Origin of the sequence: Variovorax sp. PBL-E5 (assembly GCF_901827185.1) — a bacterium.
Lineage (GTDB): Bacteria > Pseudomonadota > Gammaproteobacteria > Burkholderiales > Burkholderiaceae_C > Variovorax.
Window position 1 is genome coordinate 2,344,951 of the sequence record NZ_LR594671.1, and the last position, 21,554, is coordinate 2,366,504.

Annotated in this window: 24 protein-coding genes; 20 read left to right on the plus strand and 4 right to left on the minus strand. The window is 68.4% G+C overall.

All coding sequences use genetic code 11. The features are described 5' to 3' along the window. Positions 1-7: 7 nt before the first annotated feature. The 3 genes from WDLP6_RS11415 to WDLP6_RS11425 all read left to right on the plus strand — a co-directional run bounded on the left by WDLP6_RS11415 (position 8) and on the right by WDLP6_RS11425 (position 1,916). Complete coding sequence (locus WDLP6_RS11415; protein ID WP_232077033.1) at positions 8-802, plus strand: ABC transporter ATP-binding protein; 795 nt, start codon at positions 8-10, stop codon at positions 800-802. Further along, a complete protein-coding gene (locus tag WDLP6_RS11420) occupies positions 802-1,611 on the plus strand; it encodes an ABC transporter permease (protein WP_162592430.1) in 810 nt (269 codons plus the stop codon). The genes WDLP6_RS11415 and WDLP6_RS11420 overlap by 1 nt, the downstream gene beginning before the upstream one ends. A 155-nt stretch (positions 1,612-1,766) precedes the next feature. Then, entirely contained in the window at positions 1,767-1,916 is a 150-nt protein-coding gene (locus WDLP6_RS11425) for an HHHH-motif protein (protein ID WP_174259862.1), read from the plus strand. A 68-nt stretch (positions 1,917-1,984) separates the two neighbouring features. Here the strand turns inward: WDLP6_RS11425 and WDLP6_RS11430 are convergent, their stop codons facing one another. Beyond that, on the minus strand, positions 1,985-2,203 hold the full coding sequence (locus tag WDLP6_RS11430; protein ID WP_162592431.1) for a hypothetical protein: 219 nt from the start codon (positions 2,201-2,203) through the stop codon (positions 1,985-1,987). A 192-nt stretch (positions 2,204-2,395) separates the two neighbouring features. On the opposite strand from WDLP6_RS11430, the gene WDLP6_RS11435 reads away from it, so the two are divergent. The 7 genes from WDLP6_RS11435 (at position 2,396) to WDLP6_RS11465 (ending at position 7,667) form a co-directional block, all read left to right on the plus strand. Continuing rightward, the gene (locus tag WDLP6_RS11435; protein WP_162592432.1) at positions 2,396-2,815 is read left to right on the plus strand and encodes an FHA domain-containing protein; all 420 of its coding nucleotides are present in this window, start codon (positions 2,396-2,398) and stop codon (positions 2,813-2,815) included. 111 nt (positions 2,816-2,926) lie between these two features. Further along, the gene (locus WDLP6_RS11440) at positions 2,927-3,202 is read left to right on the plus strand and encodes a hypothetical protein (RefSeq protein ID WP_162567183.1); all 276 of its coding nucleotides are present in this window, start codon (positions 2,927-2,929) and stop codon (positions 3,200-3,202) included. Continuing rightward, complete coding sequence (locus WDLP6_RS11445) at positions 3,199-3,720, plus strand: thermonuclease family protein (protein WP_232077034.1); 522 nt, start codon at positions 3,199-3,201, stop codon at positions 3,718-3,720. Before WDLP6_RS11440 ends, WDLP6_RS11445 begins: the two co-directional genes overlap by 4 nt. A gap of 115 nt (positions 3,721-3,835) precedes the next feature. Further along, positions 3,836-4,909: an NAD/NADP-dependent octopine/nopaline dehydrogenase family protein gene (locus WDLP6_RS11450; RefSeq protein WP_162592434.1), complete on the plus strand. Its 1,074-nt coding sequence runs from the start codon at positions 3,836-3,838 to the stop codon at positions 4,907-4,909. After that, entirely contained in the window at positions 4,896-5,900 is a 1,005-nt protein-coding gene (locus WDLP6_RS11455; protein WP_162592435.1) for a 3-hydroxybutyryl-CoA dehydrogenase, read from the plus strand. The genes WDLP6_RS11450 and WDLP6_RS11455 overlap by 14 nt, the downstream gene beginning before the upstream one ends. A gap of 10 nt (positions 5,901-5,910) precedes the next feature. Further along, complete coding sequence (locus WDLP6_RS11460; protein WP_162592436.1) at positions 5,911-6,720, plus strand: alpha/beta fold hydrolase; 810 nt, start codon at positions 5,911-5,913, stop codon at positions 6,718-6,720. After that, positions 6,717-7,667: a quinone oxidoreductase family protein gene (locus tag WDLP6_RS11465; protein ID WP_162592437.1), complete on the plus strand. Its 951-nt coding sequence runs from the start codon at positions 6,717-6,719 to the stop codon at positions 7,665-7,667. Before WDLP6_RS11460 ends, WDLP6_RS11465 begins: the two co-directional genes overlap by 4 nt. 28 nt (positions 7,668-7,695) lie before the next feature. Here the strand turns inward: WDLP6_RS11465 and WDLP6_RS11470 are convergent, their stop codons facing one another. The 3 genes from WDLP6_RS11470 to WDLP6_RS11480 form a co-directional block, all read right to left on the minus strand. Beyond that, positions 7,696-8,298 carry an esterase/lipase family protein gene (locus WDLP6_RS11470; RefSeq protein ID WP_162592438.1) on the minus strand — a complete coding sequence of 201 codons (603 nt, stop codon included), beginning with the start codon at positions 8,296-8,298 and terminating at the stop codon, positions 7,696-7,698. 4 nt (positions 8,299-8,302) lie between these two features. After that, the gene (locus tag WDLP6_RS11475) at positions 8,303-8,713 is read right to left on the minus strand and encodes a cupin domain-containing protein (RefSeq protein WP_162592439.1); all 411 of its coding nucleotides are present in this window, start codon (positions 8,711-8,713) and stop codon (positions 8,303-8,305) included. Between the two features lie 95 nt (positions 8,714-8,808). After that, a complete protein-coding gene (locus WDLP6_RS11480; RefSeq protein WP_232077035.1) occupies positions 8,809-9,315 on the minus strand; it encodes a MarR family winged helix-turn-helix transcriptional regulator in 507 nt (168 codons plus the stop codon). A gap of 101 nt (positions 9,316-9,416) precedes the next feature. On the opposite strand from WDLP6_RS11480, the gene WDLP6_RS11485 reads away from it, so the two are divergent. The 10 genes from WDLP6_RS11485 to WDLP6_RS11530 are packed head-to-tail and all read left to right on the plus strand — an operon-like array spanning position 9,417 to position 21,533. After that, positions 9,417-11,594, plus strand: a complete 2,178-nt coding sequence (locus tag WDLP6_RS11485; RefSeq protein ID WP_162592440.1) for a thiamine pyrophosphate-dependent enzyme — start codon at positions 9,417-9,419, stop codon at positions 11,592-11,594. A gap of 2 nt (positions 11,595-11,596) precedes the next feature. Beyond that, positions 11,597-13,102 carry an indolepyruvate oxidoreductase subunit beta family protein gene (locus tag WDLP6_RS11490; protein ID WP_174259863.1) on the plus strand — a complete coding sequence of 502 codons (1,506 nt, stop codon included), beginning with the start codon at positions 11,597-11,599 and terminating at the stop codon, positions 13,100-13,102. Positions 13,103-13,117: 15 nt separating this feature from the next. Beyond that, the gene (locus tag WDLP6_RS11495) at positions 13,118-14,113 is read left to right on the plus strand and encodes a PDR/VanB family oxidoreductase (protein ID WP_162592441.1); all 996 of its coding nucleotides are present in this window, start codon (positions 13,118-13,120) and stop codon (positions 14,111-14,113) included. Between the two features lie 11 nt (positions 14,114-14,124). Beyond that, positions 14,125-15,438, plus strand: coding sequence for an aromatic ring-hydroxylating dioxygenase subunit alpha (locus tag WDLP6_RS11500; protein ID WP_162592442.1), 1,314 nt, complete (start codon positions 14,125-14,127; stop codon positions 15,436-15,438). Between the two features lie 11 nt (positions 15,439-15,449). Then, entirely contained in the window at positions 15,450-15,932 is a 483-nt protein-coding gene (locus WDLP6_RS11505) for an aromatic-ring-hydroxylating dioxygenase subunit beta (protein WP_162592443.1), read from the plus strand. A gap of 7 nt (positions 15,933-15,939) precedes the next feature. After that, the gene (locus WDLP6_RS11510) at positions 15,940-17,565 is read left to right on the plus strand and encodes an AMP-binding protein (RefSeq protein WP_162592444.1); all 1,626 of its coding nucleotides are present in this window, start codon (positions 15,940-15,942) and stop codon (positions 17,563-17,565) included. Then, complete coding sequence (locus tag WDLP6_RS11515) at positions 17,562-18,731, plus strand: thiolase family protein (protein ID WP_162592445.1); 1,170 nt, start codon at positions 17,562-17,564, stop codon at positions 18,729-18,731. Before WDLP6_RS11510 ends, WDLP6_RS11515 begins: the two co-directional genes overlap by 4 nt. Beyond that, positions 18,728-19,981 carry an SDR family NAD(P)-dependent oxidoreductase gene (locus tag WDLP6_RS11520; RefSeq protein WP_162592446.1) on the plus strand — a complete coding sequence of 418 codons (1,254 nt, stop codon included), beginning with the start codon at positions 18,728-18,730 and terminating at the stop codon, positions 19,979-19,981. The genes WDLP6_RS11515 and WDLP6_RS11520 overlap by 4 nt, the downstream gene beginning before the upstream one ends. A gap of 17 nt (positions 19,982-19,998) precedes the next feature. Then, on the plus strand, positions 19,999-20,808 hold the full coding sequence (locus WDLP6_RS11525; protein WP_162592447.1) for a cyclase family protein: 810 nt from the start codon (positions 19,999-20,001) through the stop codon (positions 20,806-20,808). After that, positions 20,805-21,533, plus strand: a complete 729-nt coding sequence (locus WDLP6_RS11530) for an SDR family NAD(P)-dependent oxidoreductase (protein WP_162592448.1) — start codon at positions 20,805-20,807, stop codon at positions 21,531-21,533. The genes WDLP6_RS11525 and WDLP6_RS11530 overlap by 4 nt, the downstream gene beginning before the upstream one ends. Positions 21,534-21,554: the final 21 nt, after the last annotated feature.

Below are 21,554 nucleotides of genomic sequence, written 5' to 3' on the forward strand. Positions count from 1 at the left end.
CGAGATGATGCCCAGTGCCATTCGCATGCGCGACGTGGAGATGAATTTCTCCGGCGGTCGCGACGGAAGCGCCTACCTGGCGTTGCGCGGCGTGCAGCTCGACGTGCGCGACGGCGAGTTCTTCTGCCTGCTCGGCCCGTCCGGCTGCGGCAAGACCTCACTGCTCAACCTGATCGCGGGCTTCGTCACGCCCACGGCGGGCCAGGTGGACATCCGGGGCCACGCCGTGACGAAGCCGGACAAGGACCGCGGCGTGGTGTTCCAGTCCGACCGCGCCCTGTTCGATTGGCTGACCGTGGAAGAGAACGTTTCCTTCGGGCCGCGCATGCGCGGCCTGGCGGGCACGAACTGGCGCGGCGTCGTGGACGACATGCTCCGGCTGGTCGGCCTGTGGGACCATCGTTCCAAGTTGCCGCGCGAACTGTCGGGCGGCATGAAGCAGCGCGTGCAGATCGCGCGGGTGCTGGCCAACAGTCCCGACATCCTGCTGATGGACGAGCCCTTCGCGGCGCTCGATGCCTACACGCGCGGCGTCATGCAAAAGGAAGTCACGCGCATCTGGGATGCTTCGCGGCGCACCGTGGTCTTCGTGACCCACGACATCGCCGAGGCCATCTGGCTGGCCGACCGGATCGGCATCATGACGCGCGGACCCGGCTCGCGCATCCGCGAGATCTTCGAGGTCGATCTGCCGCGGCCGCGCGAACGCATGACCGCCGGCTTCATCGATCTCTTCAATCGCCTGAGCGAGGCCATCGACGCCGAAGCCGGGCACGCGCAGCACCAGGAGGCCACGCAGTGATGGATGCGATCGAACAGGTTCCCGCGACCGTGGAACTTCCCAAGGCACCACGCGGATGGCGCGTGGGCCGGTACGGCATCACGCTGCTGGCGCTGCTGATGGCACTGGCGCTCTGGACGCTCGTGTCCGCGTTTTCTTCGCCTTTCTTCTTTCCTTCGCCGCTTGCGGTCGGCAAGGCGCTGGTGGAGCTCACGGCCAACGGAACGCTGCCCCATGCCGTCGGCATCAGCTACTTCCGCATCCTGGTGGGCTGGGCGGTCGGTTGCGCCGCGGCCATTCCGCTGGCGCTCGCCGCGGGCCGGATCGGATTCGTTCGCCAACTGGTCGAGCCGTTCTTCAATTTCTTCCGCTTCGTGCCGCCGATCGCGTTCCTCGGTGTCGCCATCCTGTGGTTCGGCATCGGCGAAGGATCGAAGGTTGCGATCATCATCTACACTTCTCTTTTCACCGTGTTCATGAACACGATGGCCGGCGCCGCCGCGGTGGATGAAACGCCGAGCCGCGCCGCTTTGTGCCTCGGCGCGACCCGGCGGCAGGTTCTGTGGCGGGTCGTCCTGCCCGCGACTGTGCCAGCCATCCTGGTGGGCATGCGGGTGGGCATGGGCTTCTCGTTCATGAGCGTGGTCGCGGCCGAGATGATCGCGGCCAACGAAGGCGTGGGATTCATGATCTACAACGCACGCCTGTTCCTGAAGACCGCCAATGCCTTCGCAGGCATCCTGACGCTGGGCCTGATGGGATTGGTGGCCGATCTGGCCTTCCGGCTCATCGCGCGCAAACTGTTTCCGAAGCACGCACTGCCGTTCTAGCCGGTCTGTCGCGCGCAAGGGCCGTCGGCCCTTCTTGCGCTTTCATGCTTTTTTCTTCTGCCGCGGCGTCATCCGATTGACCCTGCGCGCCGTTCAACAGGGGCGTCACTCGACAGACGTAACCTTTTGGTGCCACCGCTTTCAGAAAGAACCCCATGAAGATCAAGCAACTGATTCTCTCCAGCCTCGTCGCCTTCGCCGGCCTCGCCGTCCTGGCACCCACCATCGCTTCCGCTGCGCCGCACCGTCACAAGGTGTGCCACACGGGCCCGCACCACCACCGCGTCTGCCACTGGGTGCGCTGATTCCGGCGCGGCGTCTTCGCCGCAACGGTCGAAAAGCCCGTCTTCGAAAGAAGACGGGCTTTTTGCGTCTAGCGGGAGAGCGGCCCGAAATGGGTCGGATCCTTCTGAAACGCCGCCAGGTCACTGGAGATTCGGGTCAGCGCGGCCGAGGCACCGGGTTCCCGGCGGCGCAAGGCTTCGAGCTGCCTCGCATAGGCATCGGTCAGAACTTGCCAGTGATGAAAGGCCGGGCTGATTCCTTCGCTCGCGGAGCGAAGAAGAGGGTGGGGCAGGAGATGAGCGGTCATGGAAGCTGCGTTCTGGAGGTCGGGTTGTCGCGGGTGCTGCACAACCGCTGTCCTTCCTTATCGGCCGCTTGCTGCAAAACTTAAGTTTGCGTGCTCTCAACTTTTTGTTTTTCTTTGATCGACGCGGCTTCAGAAAAGAACAGTGGCCGCCGAAATGGAAGCAGTGCAGATCCATCGAATAGCGAGCAGGCCATGTCCAGACTCATCGTTCTAGCCCGACACAACAGCGTGAAGCAGGTCAATATCCGCGGGCCGCTCACGACCATCGGGCGCGATCCCGCCTGCGGTGTCCACATCGACAGCCGGAGCGTCAGCCGGCACCATGCGGCGATCCGCTGGACCGGCGACCGCTTCATGTTGACGGACACGTCGAGCCGCAACGGCACTTTCGTCAACAAGGAACGGATCTGGGAGCATGCGCTGAAGAATGGCGATGCGATCACCGTGGGGGACTGCCAGCTGCGCTTCCTGTACGACACGCAGTTCCTGCCCCGAGAGGAAGCCTTGCGCCTGGCGACCGTGTTCGACGACTTCATGGACACCGACGCGGCGCGCCAGGGAAGCCTGCGTGCGGCATTCTTCAGCCGGGGCAACGCACCCAGGTACGCCTGAGCCGCGCCGCCCGAGTGTTGGCTAAAGGCTGCAAAGCCTGACGGGCGATGACGCCTGAAAGGCGTTTCATCGGGCGTTGAGCGCCCGCTTCGCGCCACAATGTCATCCAGCATGACGCAGTCTCTCCCTCACCCTGACGACCTCACGGACGATGAACTCGCGGAGCACGCCAAGGCATGGCGCCGGCAGGCTCTGCGCGGCGACCGCAGCGCGCGGGCGCCCGCGCATGCCTATGAGACGGCGCTGCGCGAACGTGTCCGTGCATCGGTCGCCGCGGAACTGATGACCAGCGCCGCCGCGCCCGCGCGCGAGCGCAAGCGCCCCTGGTGGCGTGCATGGTGGCCTTCGCAGGGCGACGGCAGCAGCAGCGGCCGCGCCGTCCCGTGATTCCCGCGCTGCATCGCGGCGCGCATCCGTCCGTCCCTCGAGCCCTGGCCGCCATCCTGCTGGCGCTGGCGGCCCTTCATGCACAGGCCGAACGGATCGACGGCCGCGTCGTCACCGTGGCCGATGGCGACACGATCGTGGTGCTCGATGCCTTGAAGGTGCAGCACCGCATCCGACTCGGCGCCATCGACGCGCCCGAATGGAGCCAGCCCTTCGGCCGCCGCTCGCGCGCGAGCCTGGCGCAACTGATCGCCGGCAAGACCGTGCAGGTGCAGGTGGACCGGCTCGACCGCTACGGCCGTTCGGTGGGCGTGGTGCGGCTGGGCGAGATCGACGTGAACCGGATGCAGATCGAGCGCGGCATGGCGTGGTGGTATCGCCAATACGCCGGCGAACAACGCATCCCCGATCGCCTGGCCTACGAGCGCGCCGAACGCGACGCGCACCGGGCCCGGCGCGGGCTCTGGAGCGATGCCCAGCCGGTGCCGCCCTGGACATGGCGGACCCGGCACCGCTGACCCTTCTTCGGGTCAATCTGGTTGACATATAAACATTTGAAAAGTAATGTACCTGCACGCCGCGCGCCGTCATGCGCGGCGGTCCATCCCTCTCTATCTCGCGGAGTGCCGGTTCATGAAAATTGCCATCCTGGGCGGAGGCCACGGCTGCTATGCCGCCGCCGCCGACCTGTCCGAAGCCGGCCATGAGGTGCGCCTCTGGCGTCGCGATGCGGCGGCGCTCGCTGCTGTCATCGAGGCCGGTTCGATTCGCCTGAAAGACGCCGAGGGCGCGCGCGACGTGAAGATCGCCGCCGCCGCCGCGGACATCGGCGACGCCCTGCGCGGCGCCGAGCTGATCGTGATCCCATCGCCCGCGATCGCGCAGGCGGACATCGCGCGTGCGATGGCGCCGCACCTGGCCGACGGCCAGGTCGTCTTCCTGCCGCCGGGCACCTTCGGCAGCTACGTGATGGCCCAGATCGCGCGGGAGGCCGGCAGCCGCGCCGACGTGGCGTGGGCCGAAACCGGCACGCTGCCGTACCTCGCGCGTAAGCACGGCGAGCGCGAGGTCAACGTCACCGTGCGCGCGGTGCGCCTGCCGACCGGCGTCTATCCGGCGCGCAAGGAAAAGGAAGCGATCGCGCGGATCCGCGAGGCCTACCCCAGCGTGCATGGCTGCGGCGACGCGCTGTCGGGCGCGCTGATGAACGCGGGCCCGGTGATCCACCCGCCGCTGATGGTGATGAACGCCGCGCCGCTGCAGCACTTCGAGCGCTGGGACATCCACAACGAAGGCACGCAGCGCGCGGTCCGCGCCGTGACCGACCGGCTCGACCTGGAGCGCATCGCGGTGCGCGAGGCCTTCGGCCATACCGCCCCGCACTACCCGCTGGCCGACCACTACAACAACGACCAGTGGATGTACGGCGACGCCCACAAGCAGCTCGTGAAGTCGGGCGACTGGCGCGAGAACATCGACCTCTATGGCCATCGCTACATCACCGAGGACACCGAGCTCGGCCTCGCCTTCCTCGCCTCGGCCGCGCGCCATGCCGGCGTCGATGCGCCGATCGCGCACGGCCTGCTGGCCATCGTCGGCGGCTTTCTGGGCCGCGACCTGCGCCAGGGCGCGCGCACCTTCGAAGCGCTGGGCCTGAGCGGGCTGAGCCGCGATGCGCTGAAAGAGCGTCTGCATGACGGCGCCTGAGTCCGCGCCGCGCTTCGCGGCCGTCGGTGCCGGTCGCATGGGGCGCGGCATCGCGATCGCCTTCGCCTATGCCGGCCATCGTATCTCGCTCATCGACCTGCGCGTGCGCGACGACGCGGCATGGCACGCACTGCGCGACGAGGCGCGCGCCGAGATCGAATCCAGCCTGCACGGCCTGGCCCGGCTCGGCGTGTTCGCCGGCGAGCAGGTGCCTGCGATCGCGGCTCGCGTCGAAATCGTGCGGGCCGACGACGCGCCGCGTGCGCTGGCAGCGGCGGAACTGGTGTTCGAAGGCGTGCCCGAAACGCTCGCCGCCAAGCGCGAGGCCTTCGCGCAGATCAATGCGCATTGCCGCGACGATGCGATCCTCACCTCGACCACCAGCAGCATCCTGGTCACGCAGATCGCCGAGTTCGTGAAACGACCCGAGCGCTTCCTCAACATCCATTGGCTGAATCCGGCCTACGTGATCCCGGTGGTCGAGCTGAGCCATCACGCCGGCACCGACCCGGCCGTGCTCGCGCGCGCCAGGGCGCTGATGGAATCGATCGGCAAGCTGCCCGTGGTCTGCGGCCCGACGCCGGGCTACATCGTGCCGCGGCTGCAGGCGCTGGTGATGAACGAAGCGGCGCGCATGATCGAGGAGGGCGCTGCCACCGCCGAGGAGATCGACAAGGCCACGCGCTTCGGCCTCGGCCTGCGCTTCGCGGCGCTCGGCGTGGTCGAGTTCATCGACTTCGGCGGCGCCGACATCCTGCATCACGCGAGCCGCGAGATGTCGGCCTCGATCGATGCCGCGCGCTACCAGGCGCCCGCCATCCTCGACCGCATGATGAGCGAGGGCCGCCTCGGCCTCAAGACCGGCAGCGGCTTCTACGACTACCAGGGCCGCGACGTCGCGGCCTACCGCGGCGACGTGTTGTTGCGCACGCTCGGCATGCTCAGGCATGCGGGCCTGTGGCAACCGCCCGCCGACAAGACCATCGATTGAGGACCATGCCATGAGCGCACCGCGCATTCGCCGCGCCTTCGCCGACCTGTCGATCGGGCAGGTCCACCATGCATCCGCCGGCGATCCGGCCGCGCCCGCGGTGCTGTTCCTGCACCAGTCGCCGCGCAGCTGGACCGAGTACCGCACGGTGCTGCCCCTCGTCGGCCAGCGCTACCACGCGATCGCGATGGACACGGTGGGCTTCGGCGATTCGGCGCCGCTGCCCTGGCCGCCGAGCATCGAGCGCTGGGCGCAGGTCGCTGCCGAGCTGCTCGATGCGCTCGGCATTCGCCGTGCGCATGTCGTGGGCCATCACACCGGCGGCGTCATCGCCGTCGAGCTGGCCGCGGCCTTTCCCGAGCGCGTCGCCTCGCTGGTGCTCTCGTCCACGCCGTTCACCGACGAGGCTTTCCGCCGTGCGCGCGCCGGGCGGCCGCCGATCGATGCGGTCGAACGCCGCGAAGACGGCGCGCACCTGATGCAGATGTGGCGCAACCGGCAATCCTTCTATCCGAAGGGACGGCCCGATCTGCTGGAGGCTTTCGTGCTCGACGGCCTGAAGGCATCGGGCGACATCGAGGGCGGACATCGCGCGGTGGCCTCGTACCGCATGGAAGACCGCATCGGCCGCGTCACGCAACCGGTGCTCGTCGTGCGCGCGCCGGACGATCCGTTCGCGTCGCCACATGCCGCCGAGCTGGCCGCGCACCTGCATGACGCGCGTGTCGTCGACATCGAGGGCGGCATGGTGCCGCTGCCCGACCAGTTGCCCGAGGCCTTCGCGCGCGCGGTGCTCGATTTCCTGGACGGCCTGCGATGAAGGCCGTGCGCATCCACGGCTGGAGCCAGCCGCCTTCGATCGAAGAGATCGATCCGCCTGCGCGCAGCGCAGGACGGAGCCTCGTGCGGATGCAGGCGGCGACGGTCGGCCACATCGACCGCACGGTCTGGGGCGGACGCTTTCTGCGGCATCCGCCGCTGCCCTATGTGCCCGGCGTCGAAGCGGCCGGCATCGTGATCGAGAGCGATCGCTTCCAGGCTGGCCAGCGCGTCTGGCTGCGCGGCGCCGGTCTCGGCACGCTGACTGACGGCACCTGGCGCGAATGCATCGCCGCGCCCGACGAAGCGCTCGGCCTCCTGCCCGACAACGTCCCGATGCCGCTCGGCGCGGCCTTCTTCTCGCCCTGCACCTCGGCCTGGGTCGCGCTGCATGAGATCGCCAAACTCCAGGCTGGCGAGCGCGTGCTCGTGACGGGGGCCACCGGCGCGGTCGGATCGCTGGTCCTGCAACTGGCGCTCGAACTCGGCGCGAAGGCGAGCGCGGTCGTGAGCGACGCGGCCGCTGCGGCCGCGCTGCCGGCTGGTGTGGACGCCGTGGTGTTCGACGGCGCAGCCGACGCGCTGTCCGGGCTCGGTGTCGATGCGCTGATCGACACGGTCGGCGGACCGGTGCTGGCGGCCGCGCTGCCGGCAGTCGTCGCCGGCGGTCGCGCGGTGCTGATCGGTTACACCGCCGGCAACGAACTCAGGCTGGAGCTCGCGAACTTCATGCTGCGCGACGTCAGCCTGCTGCCGCTCAACATGTTCCGGCGCGATGCCGTCGGCCGCGCGATGGCGCCGGCCTTGCTGGCGCGATTGGGCGATGGCCGCCTGCGGCTCGAGGTTCGAAGCTTCGCGCTGTCCGAAGCGGCGAGCGCGCTCGAATGGATCGCGCAGCGCGGGCACCGCGGCCGCGCGGTGCTGGTGCCGGACCCCGCTGTCGCGTGATCGCGTGAGCACGGCGCTCTGCGTCGTGCTACGGCTTCACGAGCGTCGCGATGTCGGCGGCCACCTGGCGTGAATTCATGATGACGGTGTGGAAGGTCGGCAGCAGTTGCAGGGGCATCGATCCCAGCTGCACCTCCTTCACCGAGACGATGCCGTCATTCAGTTCGTTGCCGAACAGCGTCCACCGGCCGCGCGGACCCTTGGTGCCCGCATAGATGCGCAAGGGAATGTCCGGAATCGGCAGGCCTTCCATGAAATCGCGGCGTGCCAGCAACTGGCCCATCTCGCCCGTCAGCAAGCGAAACAGCCACCACTTGGACAGCTTGACCGCGAAGCGGGAGGCCGTGCTCGGCGGCGCGAGGAAGACGCCGAGTTCCGGCGCGCATGCCAGGCCCGGCAGCGCTGCCCTGAGCAGGACACCGCCCAGCGAATGCCCCACGACGATGAAGCGCTCGCCCTGCGTGCGCGCGGCGATGAATCTGCGCAGACGCTCGACACAAGGGCGCCAGCGCTCGAACGCGGCCGAATAGCCGAACAGATGGGTGGTCATGCCGGCCGAGCGCAAGCGCCCGGCGAGCAGCAGCATCGATGCGGATGTGCGCCCCAGGCCGTGAACCAGGATGACATGCATCGACTCAGGTCTCGCGGCGCTCCATGCGATAGGGCCGGACCTTGTCCTGCTCGGCCGGGTCGTTGCGCGACACGATGGCGCGCGCCGGCTCCGTAGCACTGAGGTTGATTGCGACGTGCGGCACGTCGGGTGGAATGAACAGGAAGTCGCCGGCCTCGCTGATCACCGATTGCGCCAGCCCATCGCCGTACAGCGTCTCGACGCGCCCCTGCAGCACGTAGATCGCCGTTTCATGGCCCTCGTGAAGATGCGGCTCGGAGCGCGCGCCCGGCGGAATCACCACCAGATGCATCGACAGCCCGAGCGCGCCGGCGCTGTGGCCGGAGATGCCGATGAAGTAGGGCAGGCCCTGGCTCGTGAGCACCTTGCGGTCGGGGCTGATGGCCGTGACCGAGCGCGTTGAAGCGGATTGCATGGAATTTCTCCTGCCGTACCAAGGAACGGAGATGGTGCCAGATCGGCCCGCTGGCGCTCAAGATGTTTCGTGGCGCGGCGTCACCGTGCGCTGTCTCACTCGTCCTCTTGCGTCTCTTCCGAGGGCGCGTTCTCGTGCAGCTCGATCATCCGCCGCAGCGTGGTCTTCAGCGCCTCGGCGCTGGCCAGGCCGAAGGGCTCCAGCACGCGGTGCTCGTGCTCGCGCGCGAGTTCCATCAGCCGCTTCACCGTGCGCTCGCCGGCTTCGGTGATGCGCACCAGCGTGATGCGGCGGTCACTGTCGTGGGGCAGGCGCTCGACATGGCCGCTGGCGCTCATGCGGTCGAGCATGCGCGTGACCGTCGGCTGCTTCATCACCGCCACCTGCGCCAGCCGGCCGATGCTCATCGCATCGCCGCCGGCCAGTGTCGCCATCACGCGCCACTCCGAGACCGAGAAACCGTGCTCGCGCGCGACCTTGTGGAATTCCGACGAGATCAGGTGGCTGGCCTGCGCCAGCAGCGCCGGCAGGTAATCGTCCACGAAGCGCCGGGGCACGGCCGCTGCGGCCGCCGTGCCGTTGCGCGGCAGCTTGGCGGGCACATTGCTTGCGTGTCTAGGGTTATTCATGATTGTGGATAGATTGACTTCTAAAGAATATACGCACTTCGGTCCAATCGGTCCGAGGGTTTTCAAGGAGCATCATGGCTGAACGGTCCTTTGTCGAGGAAGTGAAGAAACTGCGGCTCGGCGCCGGCGAGGTCTTCAGCGGCGAAGGCATCCTGGCGGTGACCAAGGCGCTGCTGGAGTCCGGCGTCGCCTACGTGGCCGGCTACCAGGGCGCGCCGATCTCGCATTTGATGGACGTGCTGGCCGACGCGCAGGACATCCTCGCGGAGCAGGGCATCCGCTTCGAGAACAGCGCCAGCGAAGCCACCGCCGCCGCGACGCTGGCCGCCTCGGTCAACTACCCGCTGCGCGGCGCGGTCACCTTCAAGGCCACGGTGGGTACCAACGTGGCGTCCGATGCGTTGGCCAACCTTGCCTCGGGCGGCGTGAAGGGTGGCGCGCTGGTGATCGTCGGCGAAGATTACGGCGAAGGCTCGTCGATCATGCAGGAGCGCAGCCATGCCTTCGCGATGAAGTCGCAGATCTGGCTGCTCGATCCGCGGCCCAACCTGCCGTCCATCGTCGAGGCGGTCAAGCAGGGCTTCGAGCTCTCGGAGGCCAGCAGCACGCCGGTGATGCTGCAGCTGCGCATCCGCGCCTGCCACGTGCATGGCCAGTTCGTCGCCTCGGACAACCGGCCCTCCGCCTTCACGCTGAAGGAGGCGCTCGAAAGCCCGCAGCGCGACACCAGCCGCATCGTGCTGCCGCCCGCGAGCTTCACGCACGAGCAGGAAAAGGTGCAGGACCGCTGGCCCGCGGCCGTGCGTTTCATCGAGGCGCGCCGGCTCAACGAATTCTTCGCCGAAGATGCCGACGACATCGGCGTCATCGTCCAGGGCGGCAGCTACAACACGCTGGTGCGCGTGCTCGAGCGGCTCGGCCTGGCCGACGTCTACGGCCAATCGAAGGTGCCGCTCTACGTGATGAACGTCGCCTACCCGGTGATCGACAGCGAGGTCGTGCGCTTCTGCAAGAACAAGCGCGCCGTGCTGCTGGTCGAGGAAGGCCAGCCCAATTTCGTCGAGCAGAACCTCGCATCCATCCTGCGCCAGGCCGGCGTCGGCGCCGCGCTGCACGGCAAGGACATGCTGCCGGTCGCCGGCGAATACACGGCGGCCGCGGTGCTCAAGGGCGCGCGCGCCTTCTTCGAGTGCTACGAGCGCGTGCCGCCATTGCCCGCGCCGCCACGCAAGATCATCCCGCTGACCGCGGTGGCGCCGATCGGGGTCGATTCGGCGCCGGAGCCCTCGCGCCCGATCGAGGAGACCGTGCATGCGCGCCCGCCGGGCTTCTGCACCGGCTGCCCCGAGCGGCCGATCTTCAGCGCGATGAAGCTGGTCGAGCGCGAGCTCGGCCCGCACCACATCAGCGCCGACATCGGCTGCCATCTGTTCTCGATCCTGCCGCCCTTCAACCTCGGCAACACCACCATGGGCTACGGCCTCGGCTCGGCCGGCGCCGCGGCGCTCAACGTGCCGGCCGGCAAGCGCGCGATCTCGATGATGGGCGACGGCGGCTTCTGGCACAACGGCCTGACGAGCGGCGTCGCCAACGCGGTCTTCAACCGCAGCGACAACCTCACGATCGTGGTCGACAACAACTACACCTCGGCCACCGGCGGACAGGACGTGCTGTCGTCCGCCGCGATCAATCCGACGCGCAGCACCGGCCACGCGATCGAGCAGGCGGTGCGCGGTGTCGGCGTCAAGTGGGTGAAGACCTTGCGCCGCACCTACGACATCGAAGGCATGCGCGATGCGTTGCGCGAAGCGCTGACGACAACGGAGAAGGGCCCGAAGGTCCTGATCGCGCAATCCGAATGCATGCTCAACAAGCAGCGCCGCGAAAAACCGCTGGTGCGCAAGGCGATCGCCGACGGCAAGCGCATGGTGCGCGAGAAGTTCGGCGTCGATGCCGACACCTGCACCGGCGACCATTCGTGCATTCGCCTCTCGGGCTGTCCTTCGCTGTCGATCAAGCCCAATCCCGACCCCTTGCGCACCGACCCGATCGCGACGGTGCTCGACAGCTGCGTGGGCTGCGGCGTCTGCGGCGAGGTCTCGCATGCGGCCGTGCTGTGCCCCTCGTTCTACAAGGCGCAGATCGTCAGCAACCCGAACGGCTGGGATCGCTTTCGCGAACGCGTGCGCGCGGCCGTGATCGGCTGGCTGCAGCGCGGCGATGCGCGGCGGCGCGAACGGATGGCGTTCTGACCATGGCAACTCAACCTATCAAGATTGCGATCCTTGCCATGGGCGGCGAGGGCGGCGGCGTACTGGCCGATTGGATCGTCGATCTCGGCGAACACAACGGCTTCATCGCGCAGACCACCTCGGTGCCCGGCGTCGCGCAGCGCACCGGCGCGACCATCTACTACGTCGAGCTCTATCCCGGCGCGCAGGCCGCGGCCGATGGTGGCCAGCCGGTGCTGGCGCTGATGCCGTTGCCCGGCGACGTCGACATCGTGCTGGCCTCCGAGCTGATGGAAGCCGGCCGCGCGGTGCAGCGCGGACTGGTCACGCGCGATCGCACGACGCTGATCGCCTCGACCCACCGCGTCTACTCGATCGCCGAGAAAAGCGCGATGGGCGACGGCCGCGTCGATAGCGCGCAGCTGCTCGCGCATGCCGACGGCGCCGCCAAGCGCTTCATCCGTTTCGACATGGCCGAGGCCGCCGAACGCGCGGGCAGCGTGATCAGCGCCGTGCTGTTCGGTGCGCTCGCGGGCGCCGGCGTGCTGCCCTTCGGCCGGGCGCAGTTCGAGGCCACGGTGGAGCGCGGCGGCGTCGGCGTGAAGCCCAGCCTCAAAGCCTTCGGCGCTGCCTTCGATCGCGCGCAGAAAGCGCCGGACGCCGACGCATCGGAGACCGCGCCGCCGCCGGCCGCCAAGCCCGCGCCGCAGCCTCGCGATCCCGCCGTGCGCGCGCTGGTGGAGCGCGTGCAGCAGTTTCCGGCCTCGGCGCACGAGATCCTGTTCGAAGGCGTGCGCCGCCTGATCGACTACCAGGACCCGGCCTATGCCGGCACCTACCTCGACCGCATGCAGAAGATCCATGCGCTGCAAGCGAACGACGACGGCCGCCTCGCTGAAACGACCGCGCGCCATCTCGCGCTCTGGATGTCCTACGAGGACACGGCCCGCGTCGCCGCGCTGAAGACCCGCGCGACGCGCTTCGAGCGCGTGCGCGGCGAGGCGCGCGTGCAGTCCGGCCAGGTGCTGGCCATCAACGAATACATGCATCCGCGCCTGCAGGAAATCTGCGAAACGCTGCCCGGCGGCATCGGCCGCTGGCTGATGAATTCGAGCGCCCCGCGCCGGCTGGTCGAGCGCTTCACGAAGAAGGGCCGCGTGATCCAGACCAGCTCGCTGCACGGCTTCCTGATGCTGCGCTGCGTGGCCGGCATGAAGCGCTGGCGCCGCTCGACGATGCGCTTCACCGAGGAGAACCGGCTCATCGAGCAATGGCTGGCGCGCATCGCGCAGACGGCCGCCTTCAATCCTGCGCTGGCGGTCGAGATCGCGGAATGCCAGCGCCTCGTCAAGGGCTACAGCGACACCCACGAGCGCGGCCTGCGCAACTACGAGGTCGTGATGGAAGCTGCGCAGCGCGCCGGCACCGCGCTGGCGCCGGCCACGCTGCGCGAACTGCGCGACGCGGCGCTGGCCGACGAACATGGCCACAAGCTGCGCGCCGCGCTGGCGCAGCACGCACTCGCCTGAGAGGAAACCGACGCGATGTCCCACGAACGAGCCGCCACCCTCGACCTGCGCGTCGTCGAAGCGCGCACCTTGAATCCGCTGATCCGCATGTTCCGCCTGCGCGCCGCGGACGGCGCGGCGCTGCCTGGCTACACGGCCGGTGCCCACGTGCGCGTGAAGGTCACGCTGGCCGATGGCAGCCACGACTGGCGGCACTATTCGTTGATCAACACCGAGCCGCAGCCGGACGCGACCGCTGCGCCGCACGACTACCTGATCGCCGTGCGCCGCGAGGACGATGGCCGCGGTGGCTCGCGCTTCATGCACGAGCGGCTGCAGGAGGGCGACACGCTGACCATCGAAGTGCCGAAGAATGATTTCCCCTTGCATGAAGGCGGTGCGAAGGCAGTGCTGATCGCCGGCGGCATCGGCGTCACGCCGCTGGTCAGCATGGCCGCGCGCCGCAAGGCCGAGGGCGCGCCGGTGCGCATGCACTATGCGGGCCGCAGCCGCGCGCTGATGGCCTTCCTGCCCGAGTTGCAAGGCCTGCTGTCCGAGGACCTCGTGCTGCATGCCGACGTGGAAGCCGGCGCGCCGCTCGACGTCGAGGCGCTGCTCGATGGCTGCGCTGCCGACGACCAACTCTATGTCTGCGGTCCCAAGGTCATGCTCGACGCCGTGCTGGCCGCGACCCAGAAGCGCGGCTGGACGCACGAACGCGTGCACTTCGAGCTCTTCACCACGCCGATGGTGGAGGAGGGCGACCATCCCTTCGAGGTCGAGCTGGCCCAGTCCGGCCAGCGCTACACCGTGCCGGCCGACCAGAGCATCCTCGACTGCCTGATCGACCATGGCTGCGACCCGATGTTCGACTGCAAGCGCGGAGAATGCGGCGTCTGCGCGACGCCGGTGCTCGAAGGCGAGATCGACCATCGCGACTACGTGCTGACGGCGCGCGAGAAGGCCGAAGGCAACGTGATGCAGATCTGCATCTCGCGCGCCAAGGGCGCGCGCCTGGTGCTGGACATCTAGGAGACCCGACGATGACGTCCTATCGTGGAAACCCCGAGGCCATTCGCGCCCTGGTCGAGCAAGATCGCGTGCACCGCGACCTCTACATCAACCCCGAGCTGTTCGAACTCGAGCAGGAGAACTTCTTCGCCAACACCTGGAACTACGTCGGCCACGACAGCCAGCTGCCGAAGCCGGGCGACTACATCCGCAACGAAATCGCCGGACGGCCGCTGATCGTGGTGCGCCACAGCGATGCATCCGTGCGCGTGCTGATGAACCGCTGCGCCCACAAGGGTTCGCGCCTGGTCAGCGCGCCCTGCGGCAACACCGGCAAGTTCTTCCGCTGCCCGTACCACGCCTGGACCTTCAAGACCGACGGTTCGCTGCTGTCGATTCCGCTGAAGAACGGCTACGAAGGCACGGCGCTGCCCGAGTGCGAATCGTCGAAGGGCCTGACGCCGGTGAAGCACGTGCGCCTGTACCGCGGCTTCATCTTCGTCAAGCTCAACGATGGCGGCCCGGATTTCGAGGACTATTTCGGCGAGTCGCTCTCGTCCATCGACAACATGGCGGACCGCTCGCCCGAAGGCGAGCTGGAAATCGCGGGCGGCTGCCTGCGCTTCGTGCACCAGTGCAACTGGAAGATGTTCGTCGAGAACCTCAACGACACCATGCATCCGATGGTGGTGCATGAATCGTCCGCCGGCACCGCGAAGAAGCTCTGGGCCGGCGAGCCCGCGGACGCGCCCAAGCCGATGGCGGTCGAGCAGTTCGTGCCCTTCGTCTCGGACTACAAGTTCTTCGAGGACATGGGCGTGCGCGTGTTCGACAACGGCCACAGCTTCTCGGGCGTGCACTACAGCATCCACAGCAAGTACTCGGCGATCCCCGAGTACGACGCGGCCATGAAGGCGGCCTACGGCGAGGAGCGCACCGCGCAGATCCTCGGACTCGCGCGCCACAACACGGTCTACTACCCGAACCTCACGATCAAGGGCGCGATCCAGGCCATCCGCGTGGTCAAGCCGATCGCGGTCGACAAGACGCTGGTCGAGAGCTGGACCTTCCGCCTCAAGGGTGCGCCGCCCGAGCTGCTGCACCGGACCACGATGTACAACCGCCTGATCAACTCGCCGTTCTCGGTCGTCGGACACGACGACCTGCAGGCCTATCGCGGCATCCAGGCCGGCCTGCATGCGAGCGGCAACGAATGGGTCAGCCTGCATCGCGACTTCGACCCGGCCGAGGTCGGGCAGAAGGATGTGACGACAGTCGGCACCAGCGAAATTTCCATGCGCAACCAGTACCGCGCATGGGAGCGTTACATGACCGCGATGATGTGAGGCCCACCACGATGACCGCCATCACACGCCAGGACCTGATCGACTTCGTCGTCAACGAATCGCGCCTGCTCGACGACCGGCGCTACGACGAATGGAATGCGCTCTTCGCCGACGACGCCTACTACTGGGTGCCGCTGGTGCCCGACCAGCAGGACGGCATCCAGCACACCTCGCACCTGTACGAAGACAAGCTCTTGCGCGACCTGCGCATCGAGCGCCTTAAAAGCCCGCGAGCCTTCTCGCAACAGCCGCCGAGCCGCTGCCACCACCTGCTGCAGCTGCCGAGCGTCGAGACCTTCGACGAGGCCGCCAACCGCTTCGTGCTGCGCACCGAATTCCACTACACCGAATCGCAGGGCGACGAACTGCAGTTCTATGTCGGCACCTTCTTCCATCACCTGAGCTTGCAGGACGGCGCGCTGCGCATGACGCTCAAGCGCGTCAACATGCTCAATTGCGATGCCGCACTGCCGGCCATCCAGCTTTTCATCTAGCGCCACGATGCACGCCACCGTCCACGACGTCTTCTCGGCCACGGCCGCGCGCACGCCCGATGCCGAGTTTCTCTTCACCGAATCGGTGACGGCCGCGGCCTATGGGATCGCGGCCGGCCCGATCCGCTGGGGCGAGGCCGCCGCCGAAGTCGAGCGCCTGCGCGCCGCCTATGCGAAGGCCGGCCATGGCCATGGGCATCGCGTCGGCCTGTTGCTGGAGAACCGCCCGGCCTTCCTGTTCCACTGGTTCGCGCTCAATGCGCTCGGTGCGAGCGTGGTGCCGATCAATGGCGAGATGCGCTCCGCGGAGCTGGCCTACCTGATCGGCCACAGCGAGATCGGCCTGGCCGTCACGCTGCCCGAGCGCGCGGCCGACCTGCACGCCGCCGCGGCAGAGGCGGGCATCGCCTTCGACACCATGCATGCGGACGGCGACGTGCCGTCCGCGAAGACCGCACCGCCGCGCGCCGGCCAGCCCATCGGCGCCGATACCGAATGCGCGCTGCTCTACACCTCGGGCACCACCGGCCGGCCCAAGGGCTGCATCCTGAGCAACACCTATTTCCTGAATGCGGGCGAATGGTATGCGGCACTCGACGGCGTCTGCAGCATCCGCCGCGACACCGAGCGCGTGATGACGCCGCTGCCGCTCACGCACATGAACGCCATGGCCTGCTCGACGATGGTGGTGCTGGTGGCCGGCGGCTGCCTGGTGCAGCTCGACCGCTTCCATCCCAAGCAGTGGCTGCAGAGCGCGCGCGAAAGCGGCGCCACCATCGTGCATTACCTCGGCGTGATGCCGGCCATGCTGCTCGCGGCGGCGCCGTCGCCGGCCGATCGCGACCATGCGATCCGCTGGGCCTTCGGCGCCGGCGTCGACCCCAAGAACCACGCGCCCTTCGAGGCCCGCTTCGGCTTTCCGCTGGTCGAGGCCTGGGCCATGACCGAGACCGGCGTCGCGGCCTGCATCATGGCGCACCACGAGCCGCGCCGGGTCGGCCGGAGCTGCTTCGGCCGGCAGGAAGACTTCGTCGAGATCCGCCTCGTCGATGACCAGGGCCGCGACGCCGAAGCCGGCGCACCGGGCGAGCTGTGGGTGCGCTCCGCGGGCAGCGATCCGAAGCGTGCCTTCTTCTCGGGCTACCTGAAGGATGAGGACGCCACGCGCGAAGCCTGGGCCGGCGGCTGGTTCCATACCGGCGACCTCGTGCGGCGCGATGCCGAAGGCAACTTCTTCTTCGTCGACCGCAAGAAGAACGTGATCCGCCGCAGCGGCGAGAACATCTCGGCGGTCGAGGTCGAGAGCGTGCTGAACCAGCATCCGGCGGTCAAGGCCTCGGCTGTGGCCGCGACGCCCGACAGCGTGCGCGGCGACGAGGTGCTGGCCTGCATCGTCGCGCGCGAGTCGGTGGCCGAGGCCGACTTCGCCACCGTCGCCGCCGGCATCGTGCAGCATGCACTCGATCAGCTGGCCTACTACAAGGCGCCCGGCTATGTCGCCTTCGTACCCGAGCTGCCGCTGACGCCGTCGCAGAAGATCCAGCGCGGCCAGCTGCGCGAGATGGCGCAGGCGCTCCCGGGCCAATCGCATTGCGTCGACACGCGGTCGATGAAGAAGAGGCAAACCCCATGAGCCGGCGTCTCTCCTACGAGGGCGTCGCAGTGGCCGTGCCGGTCACCGTGCCCTATGTGCGCTACTCGACGCTCGGCGCCCACTGGTTCATCGGCCAGGCGCTCGAGGCGCTGGTCAACGCCAGCGGCGTGCCGAAGGCGCAGATCGACGGCCTGTGCCTCAGCAGCTTCTCGCTCGCGCCCGACACCGCGGTCGGCGTCACGCAGCACATGGGCCTGTCACCGCGCTGGCTCGACCATGTGCCGACCGGCGGCGCCTCGGGCGTGATGTGCCTGCGGCGAGCGGCGCGCGCTGTGCAGGCCGGCGATGCCGAGGTGGTCGCCTGCGTCGCCGCCGACACCAACCATGTCGACTCGTTCCGCCAGACGCTGGGTGCCTTCAGCAACTTCGCGCGCGATGCGACCTATCCCTACGGCTCGGGCGGCCCGAACTCGATCTTCGCCTTCATCACCGCCCACTACATGCGCACCTACGGCGCCCGGCGCGAGGACTTCGGCCGCATCGCGGTCGCGCAGCGCAGCAATGCGCTCGGCAATCCCAACGCGATGTTCAAGAAGCCGCTGACCCTCGACGAGTACATGGGCGCGCGGCCGATCTCCGACCCGATCCATCTGTTCGACTGCGTGATGCCCTGTGCCGGCGCCGAGGCCTTCCTCGTGATGACGGAAGAACGCGCGCGCGACCTGGGCCTGGCGCACGCCGTGGTCCGCGGCGCGATCGAGCGCCACAACGCCTTTGCCGACGATCCGGTGATGGTGCGCGGCGGCTGGCTGGCGGATCGCGACGACCTCTATGCGCAGGCCGGCGTGCAGCCCGCCGCGCTCGATTTCGTGCAGACCTACGACGACTACCCGGTGATCGTGATGATGCAGTTCGAAGACCTGGGCTTCTGCGACAAGGGCGAGGGTGCGGCCTTCGTGCAGGCGAACACGCTGACGCACGACGGCAGCTTTCCCAACAACACCAGCGGTGGCCAGCTTTCGGCCGGGCAGGCCGGCGCGGCCGGCGGCTTTCTCGGCATGACCGAGGCGATCCGCCAGCTCACCGGCGATGCGGGACCGCGCGCCGTGTCCGATGCGCGGCTGGGCCTGGTCGCGGGCTTCGGCATGGTCACGTATGACCGCTGCCTGTGCACCGGTGCCGTGATCCTCGGGAGGTCCGCATGACGATGCCGCTCATGCACCCCAAGCGCAAGAACCCGGTCCTGCGCACGCGGCAGATGAACCTGCCGCCCTGGGCGCGCGGCCGCGTCGCGCTCGGCATCACGGCCGCGGCGGCCGAGGGCCGTTTCGAGCTGCAGGTCTGCGAGGTCTGCGGCACCGTGCAGTACCCGCCGCGCGAAGCCTGCCACAAGTGCCTGTCGGCGCGCCTGCGCTGGCGCGCGCAGTCGGGCGAGGGCGAACTGCTCGCCACCACCACGCTGCACCACAGCAACGACCTGTTCTTCCGCGAGCGGCTGCCTTGGCGCCTGGGACTGATCCGTCTCGATGCGGGCCCGACGCTGATGGTGCACATGCACGGCGAGGTGGGCGAGGCGCCGGCGCGCGTGCGCGTCGGCGCGCGGCTCGATCGCGCCGGGCAGGCGGTATTGATTGGATTTCCGAACGAAGGGAGCGCCCATATGGCCGACGACAAGATGCTCAGGGAAATGACCAGCGACCCGAAGTTCCGCAAGGCGCTGGTCACCGATGGCAAGACCGAAGTGGGGCAGGCGATCGTGCGCGCGCTGGTCAAGGCCGGTGCCGACATCGTCTGGGTCGGTCATGCCGAGCCGTGGAAGAAGACGGGCGGCCTGGAGGACATCACGGCGCTGCCGCAAGTCACGCTGGTGCCGCTGGACCTGACCAACGGCCGCTCGGTGAGCGAACTCGCGGGCGAGATCGGCGGCAAGGTCGACATCGTGATCAACAACGCCGAGGTGCATCGCAGCTTCGGCATCGGCGCGCGGCGCGGCACCGATGTCGCGCGCGCCGAGATGGACATCAACTACTTCGGCCTGCTGCGCCTGGCGCAGGAGTTCGGTCCGGCGCTCAAGGGTCGCTCGGCCGACGGCACGACGGGCGCGACCGCGTGGGTCAACCTGCTGTCGATCTATGCGCTCAGCAACTTTCCGCCGCATGGCACCTTCAGCGCGTCGAAGGCGGCGGCGCATTCGCTCGCGCAGTGCCTGCGCGCCGAGATGCGGCCGGCCGGCATCCGCGTGATCAATGTGTTTCCGGGGCCGATCGACGACGAGTGGAACCAGCACGTGCCGCCGCCGAAGGTCGCGCCAGGCGCGTTGGCAAGTGCGATCGTGAAGGCGCTTCGCGATGGCGTGGAGGACGTGTATCCCGGCGACGTCGCGCAGGAATGGCTGGAGCGCTGGCGCGACAACCCGAAGATATTGGAGCGCGAACTCGCGGCCGGCGGCAGCTGAGCCCGAAGGAACAACACATGACCACAAGCACCCTGAGCTCCGCCGCCGAAATCCTCGGCGGCCTCGTGAGCGCGATGGCGACCGGCCGCATCCGCGTGGTCGACCTCACGCAAACGCTGACGCCCGAATTCCCGCAGATCGCCTTGCCGCCCGAGATGGGCCAGTGCTGGCCCTTCCGCATCGAGGAGGTGTCGAAGTACGACGAGCGCGGACCGGGCTGGTACTGGAACAACTTCTCGTGCGGCGAGCACACCGGCACCCACTTCGATGCGCCGATCCACTGGATCTCGGGCCGCGACCTGCCGAACAACTCGGTCGACACCATCGCCGTGCAGAACTTCGTCGCCGCAGCCTGCGTGATCGACTGCTCCGCACAGGTCAAGGCCGACCACGACTACCTGATGACGGTGGCCGACATCGAGCGCTTCGAGGCGGCGCACGGCCGCATCCCGAAGGGCGCCTGGGTGCTGATGCGCACCGACTGGTCGCAGCGCCACGACCCCGAGGCCTACCAGAACTTCGACGAGACCGGCCAGCACACGCCCGGGCCGAGCTCGGAGGCGGTCCAGTTCCTGGTCGAGCAGCGCGACGTGCTGGGCTTCGGCTCCGAGGCCATCGGCACCGATGCGGGGCAGGGCTATCACCTGCGTCCGCCTTATCCGTGCCACTACTACATGCACGGCGCGGGACGCTATGGCTTGCAGTGCCTGTGCAATCTCGACCTCTTGCCGCCGACCGGCGCGGTGCTGATCTGTCCGCCGCTGAAGATCGAGAAGGGCAGCGGCAGTCCCTTGCGCGTGCTGGCCCTGGTGGAGGGCGGATCGTGAGCGCGCCGAAGGTGGCCGCCGTCACGGGCGGCAGCGCGGGCATCGGCCGCGCGATCTGCCAGGACCTGCTCGACAAGGGCTACGAGGTGATCTCGCTCGCGCGCCGCCCGAGCGACATCGCGCATCCGAAGATGCACAGCATCGAGGTCGACCTGATGGACCGCGCCGCCACCTCCGAGGCGGTGCACAAGCTGGTGCATCGCTTCGACGTGACGACCGTGGTGCACAACGCGGGCGTGATTCGTGCCGCGCTGCTGCCGGATGTCAAGCTCGAGGATCTCGATGCGCTCGTCGAACTGCATCTCGGCTGTGCGATCCTGCTCGTGCAGGCCGCATTGCCCGCGATGCGCGCGCGCCATTTCGGCCGCGTGGTGCTGCTGTCCTCGCGCGCCGCGGTGGGTCTCGCGACACGCACCAGCTATTCGGCGACCAAGGCCGGCATGCTCGGCATGGCGCGCACCTGGGCGCTGGAGCTCGCGGCCGACGGCATCACGGTCAACGTGGTGGCGCCGGGGCCGATCCGCACCGACATGTTCTACGACGTGGTCGAGCAGGGCAGCGAGAAGGAACGCGCGCTCGCGGCCTCGATCCCGGTCAAGCGCCTCGGCGAATCGGCCGACGTGGCGCGCGCGGTGAGCTTCTTCGCCGACGCGGCCAACAGCTTCGTCACCGGTCAGGTGCTCTATGTGTGCGGCGGCACCAGCGTCGGCAGCCTGGCCCTGTAGCCGCCATGAGTCTGGTACGCG

Excerpts from the sequence above, each read along its gene's own strand:
- WDLP6_RS11465 (WP_162592437.1), top strand. The coding sequence starts at position 6,717 with ATGAAGGCCGTGCGCATCCACGGCTGGAGCCAGCCGCCTTCGATCGAA.
- WDLP6_RS11510 (WP_162592444.1), top strand. The coding sequence starts at position 15,940 with ATGCACGCCACCGTCCACGACGTCTTCTCGGCCACGGCCGCGCGCACG.
- WDLP6_RS11450 (WP_162592434.1), top strand. The coding sequence starts at position 3,836 with ATGAAAATTGCCATCCTGGGCGGAGGCCACGGCTGCTATGCCGCCGCC.
- WDLP6_RS11420 (WP_162592430.1), top strand. The coding sequence starts at position 802 with ATGGATGCGATCGAACAGGTTCCCGCGACCGTGGAACTTCCCAAGGCA.
- WDLP6_RS11435 (WP_162592432.1), top strand. The coding sequence starts at position 2,396 with ATGTCCAGACTCATCGTTCTAGCCCGACACAACAGCGTGAAGCAGGTC.
- WDLP6_RS11485 (WP_162592440.1), top strand. The coding sequence starts at position 9,417 with ATGGCTGAACGGTCCTTTGTCGAGGAAGTGAAGAAACTGCGGCTCGGC.
- WDLP6_RS11495 (WP_162592441.1), top strand. The coding sequence starts at position 13,118 with ATGTCCCACGAACGAGCCGCCACCCTCGACCTGCGCGTCGTCGAAGCG.
- WDLP6_RS11525 (WP_162592447.1), top strand. The coding sequence starts at position 19,999 with ATGACCACAAGCACCCTGAGCTCCGCCGCCGAAATCCTCGGCGGCCTC.
- WDLP6_RS11430 (WP_162592431.1), bottom strand. The coding sequence starts at position 2,203 with ATGACCGCTCATCTCCTGCCCCACCCTCTTCTTCGCTCCGCGAGCGAA.
- WDLP6_RS11505 (WP_162592443.1), top strand. The coding sequence starts at position 15,450 with ATGACCGCCATCACACGCCAGGACCTGATCGACTTCGTCGTCAACGAA.
- WDLP6_RS11425 (WP_174259862.1), top strand. The coding sequence starts at position 1,767 with ATGAAGATCAAGCAACTGATTCTCTCCAGCCTCGTCGCCTTCGCCGGC.
- WDLP6_RS11490 (WP_174259863.1), top strand. The coding sequence starts at position 11,597 with ATGGCAACTCAACCTATCAAGATTGCGATCCTTGCCATGGGCGGCGAG.
- WDLP6_RS11460 (WP_162592436.1), top strand. The coding sequence starts at position 5,911 with ATGAGCGCACCGCGCATTCGCCGCGCCTTCGCCGACCTGTCGATCGGG.
- WDLP6_RS11475 (WP_162592439.1), bottom strand. The coding sequence starts at position 8,713 with ATGCAATCCGCTTCAACGCGCTCGGTCACGGCCATCAGCCCCGACCGC.
- WDLP6_RS11470 (WP_162592438.1), bottom strand. The coding sequence starts at position 8,298 with ATGCATGTCATCCTGGTTCACGGCCTGGGGCGCACATCCGCATCGATG.
- WDLP6_RS11500 (WP_162592442.1), top strand. The coding sequence starts at position 14,125 with ATGACGTCCTATCGTGGAAACCCCGAGGCCATTCGCGCCCTGGTCGAG.
- WDLP6_RS11455 (WP_162592435.1), top strand. The coding sequence starts at position 4,896 with ATGACGGCGCCTGAGTCCGCGCCGCGCTTCGCGGCCGTCGGTGCCGGT.
- WDLP6_RS11515 (WP_162592445.1), top strand. The coding sequence starts at position 17,562 with ATGAGCCGGCGTCTCTCCTACGAGGGCGTCGCAGTGGCCGTGCCGGTC.
- WDLP6_RS11520 (WP_162592446.1), top strand. The coding sequence starts at position 18,728 with ATGACGATGCCGCTCATGCACCCCAAGCGCAAGAACCCGGTCCTGCGC.
- WDLP6_RS11440 (WP_162567183.1), top strand. The coding sequence starts at position 2,927 with ATGACGCAGTCTCTCCCTCACCCTGACGACCTCACGGACGATGAACTC.
- WDLP6_RS11415 (WP_232077033.1), top strand. The coding sequence starts at position 8 with ATGCCCAGTGCCATTCGCATGCGCGACGTGGAGATGAATTTCTCCGGC.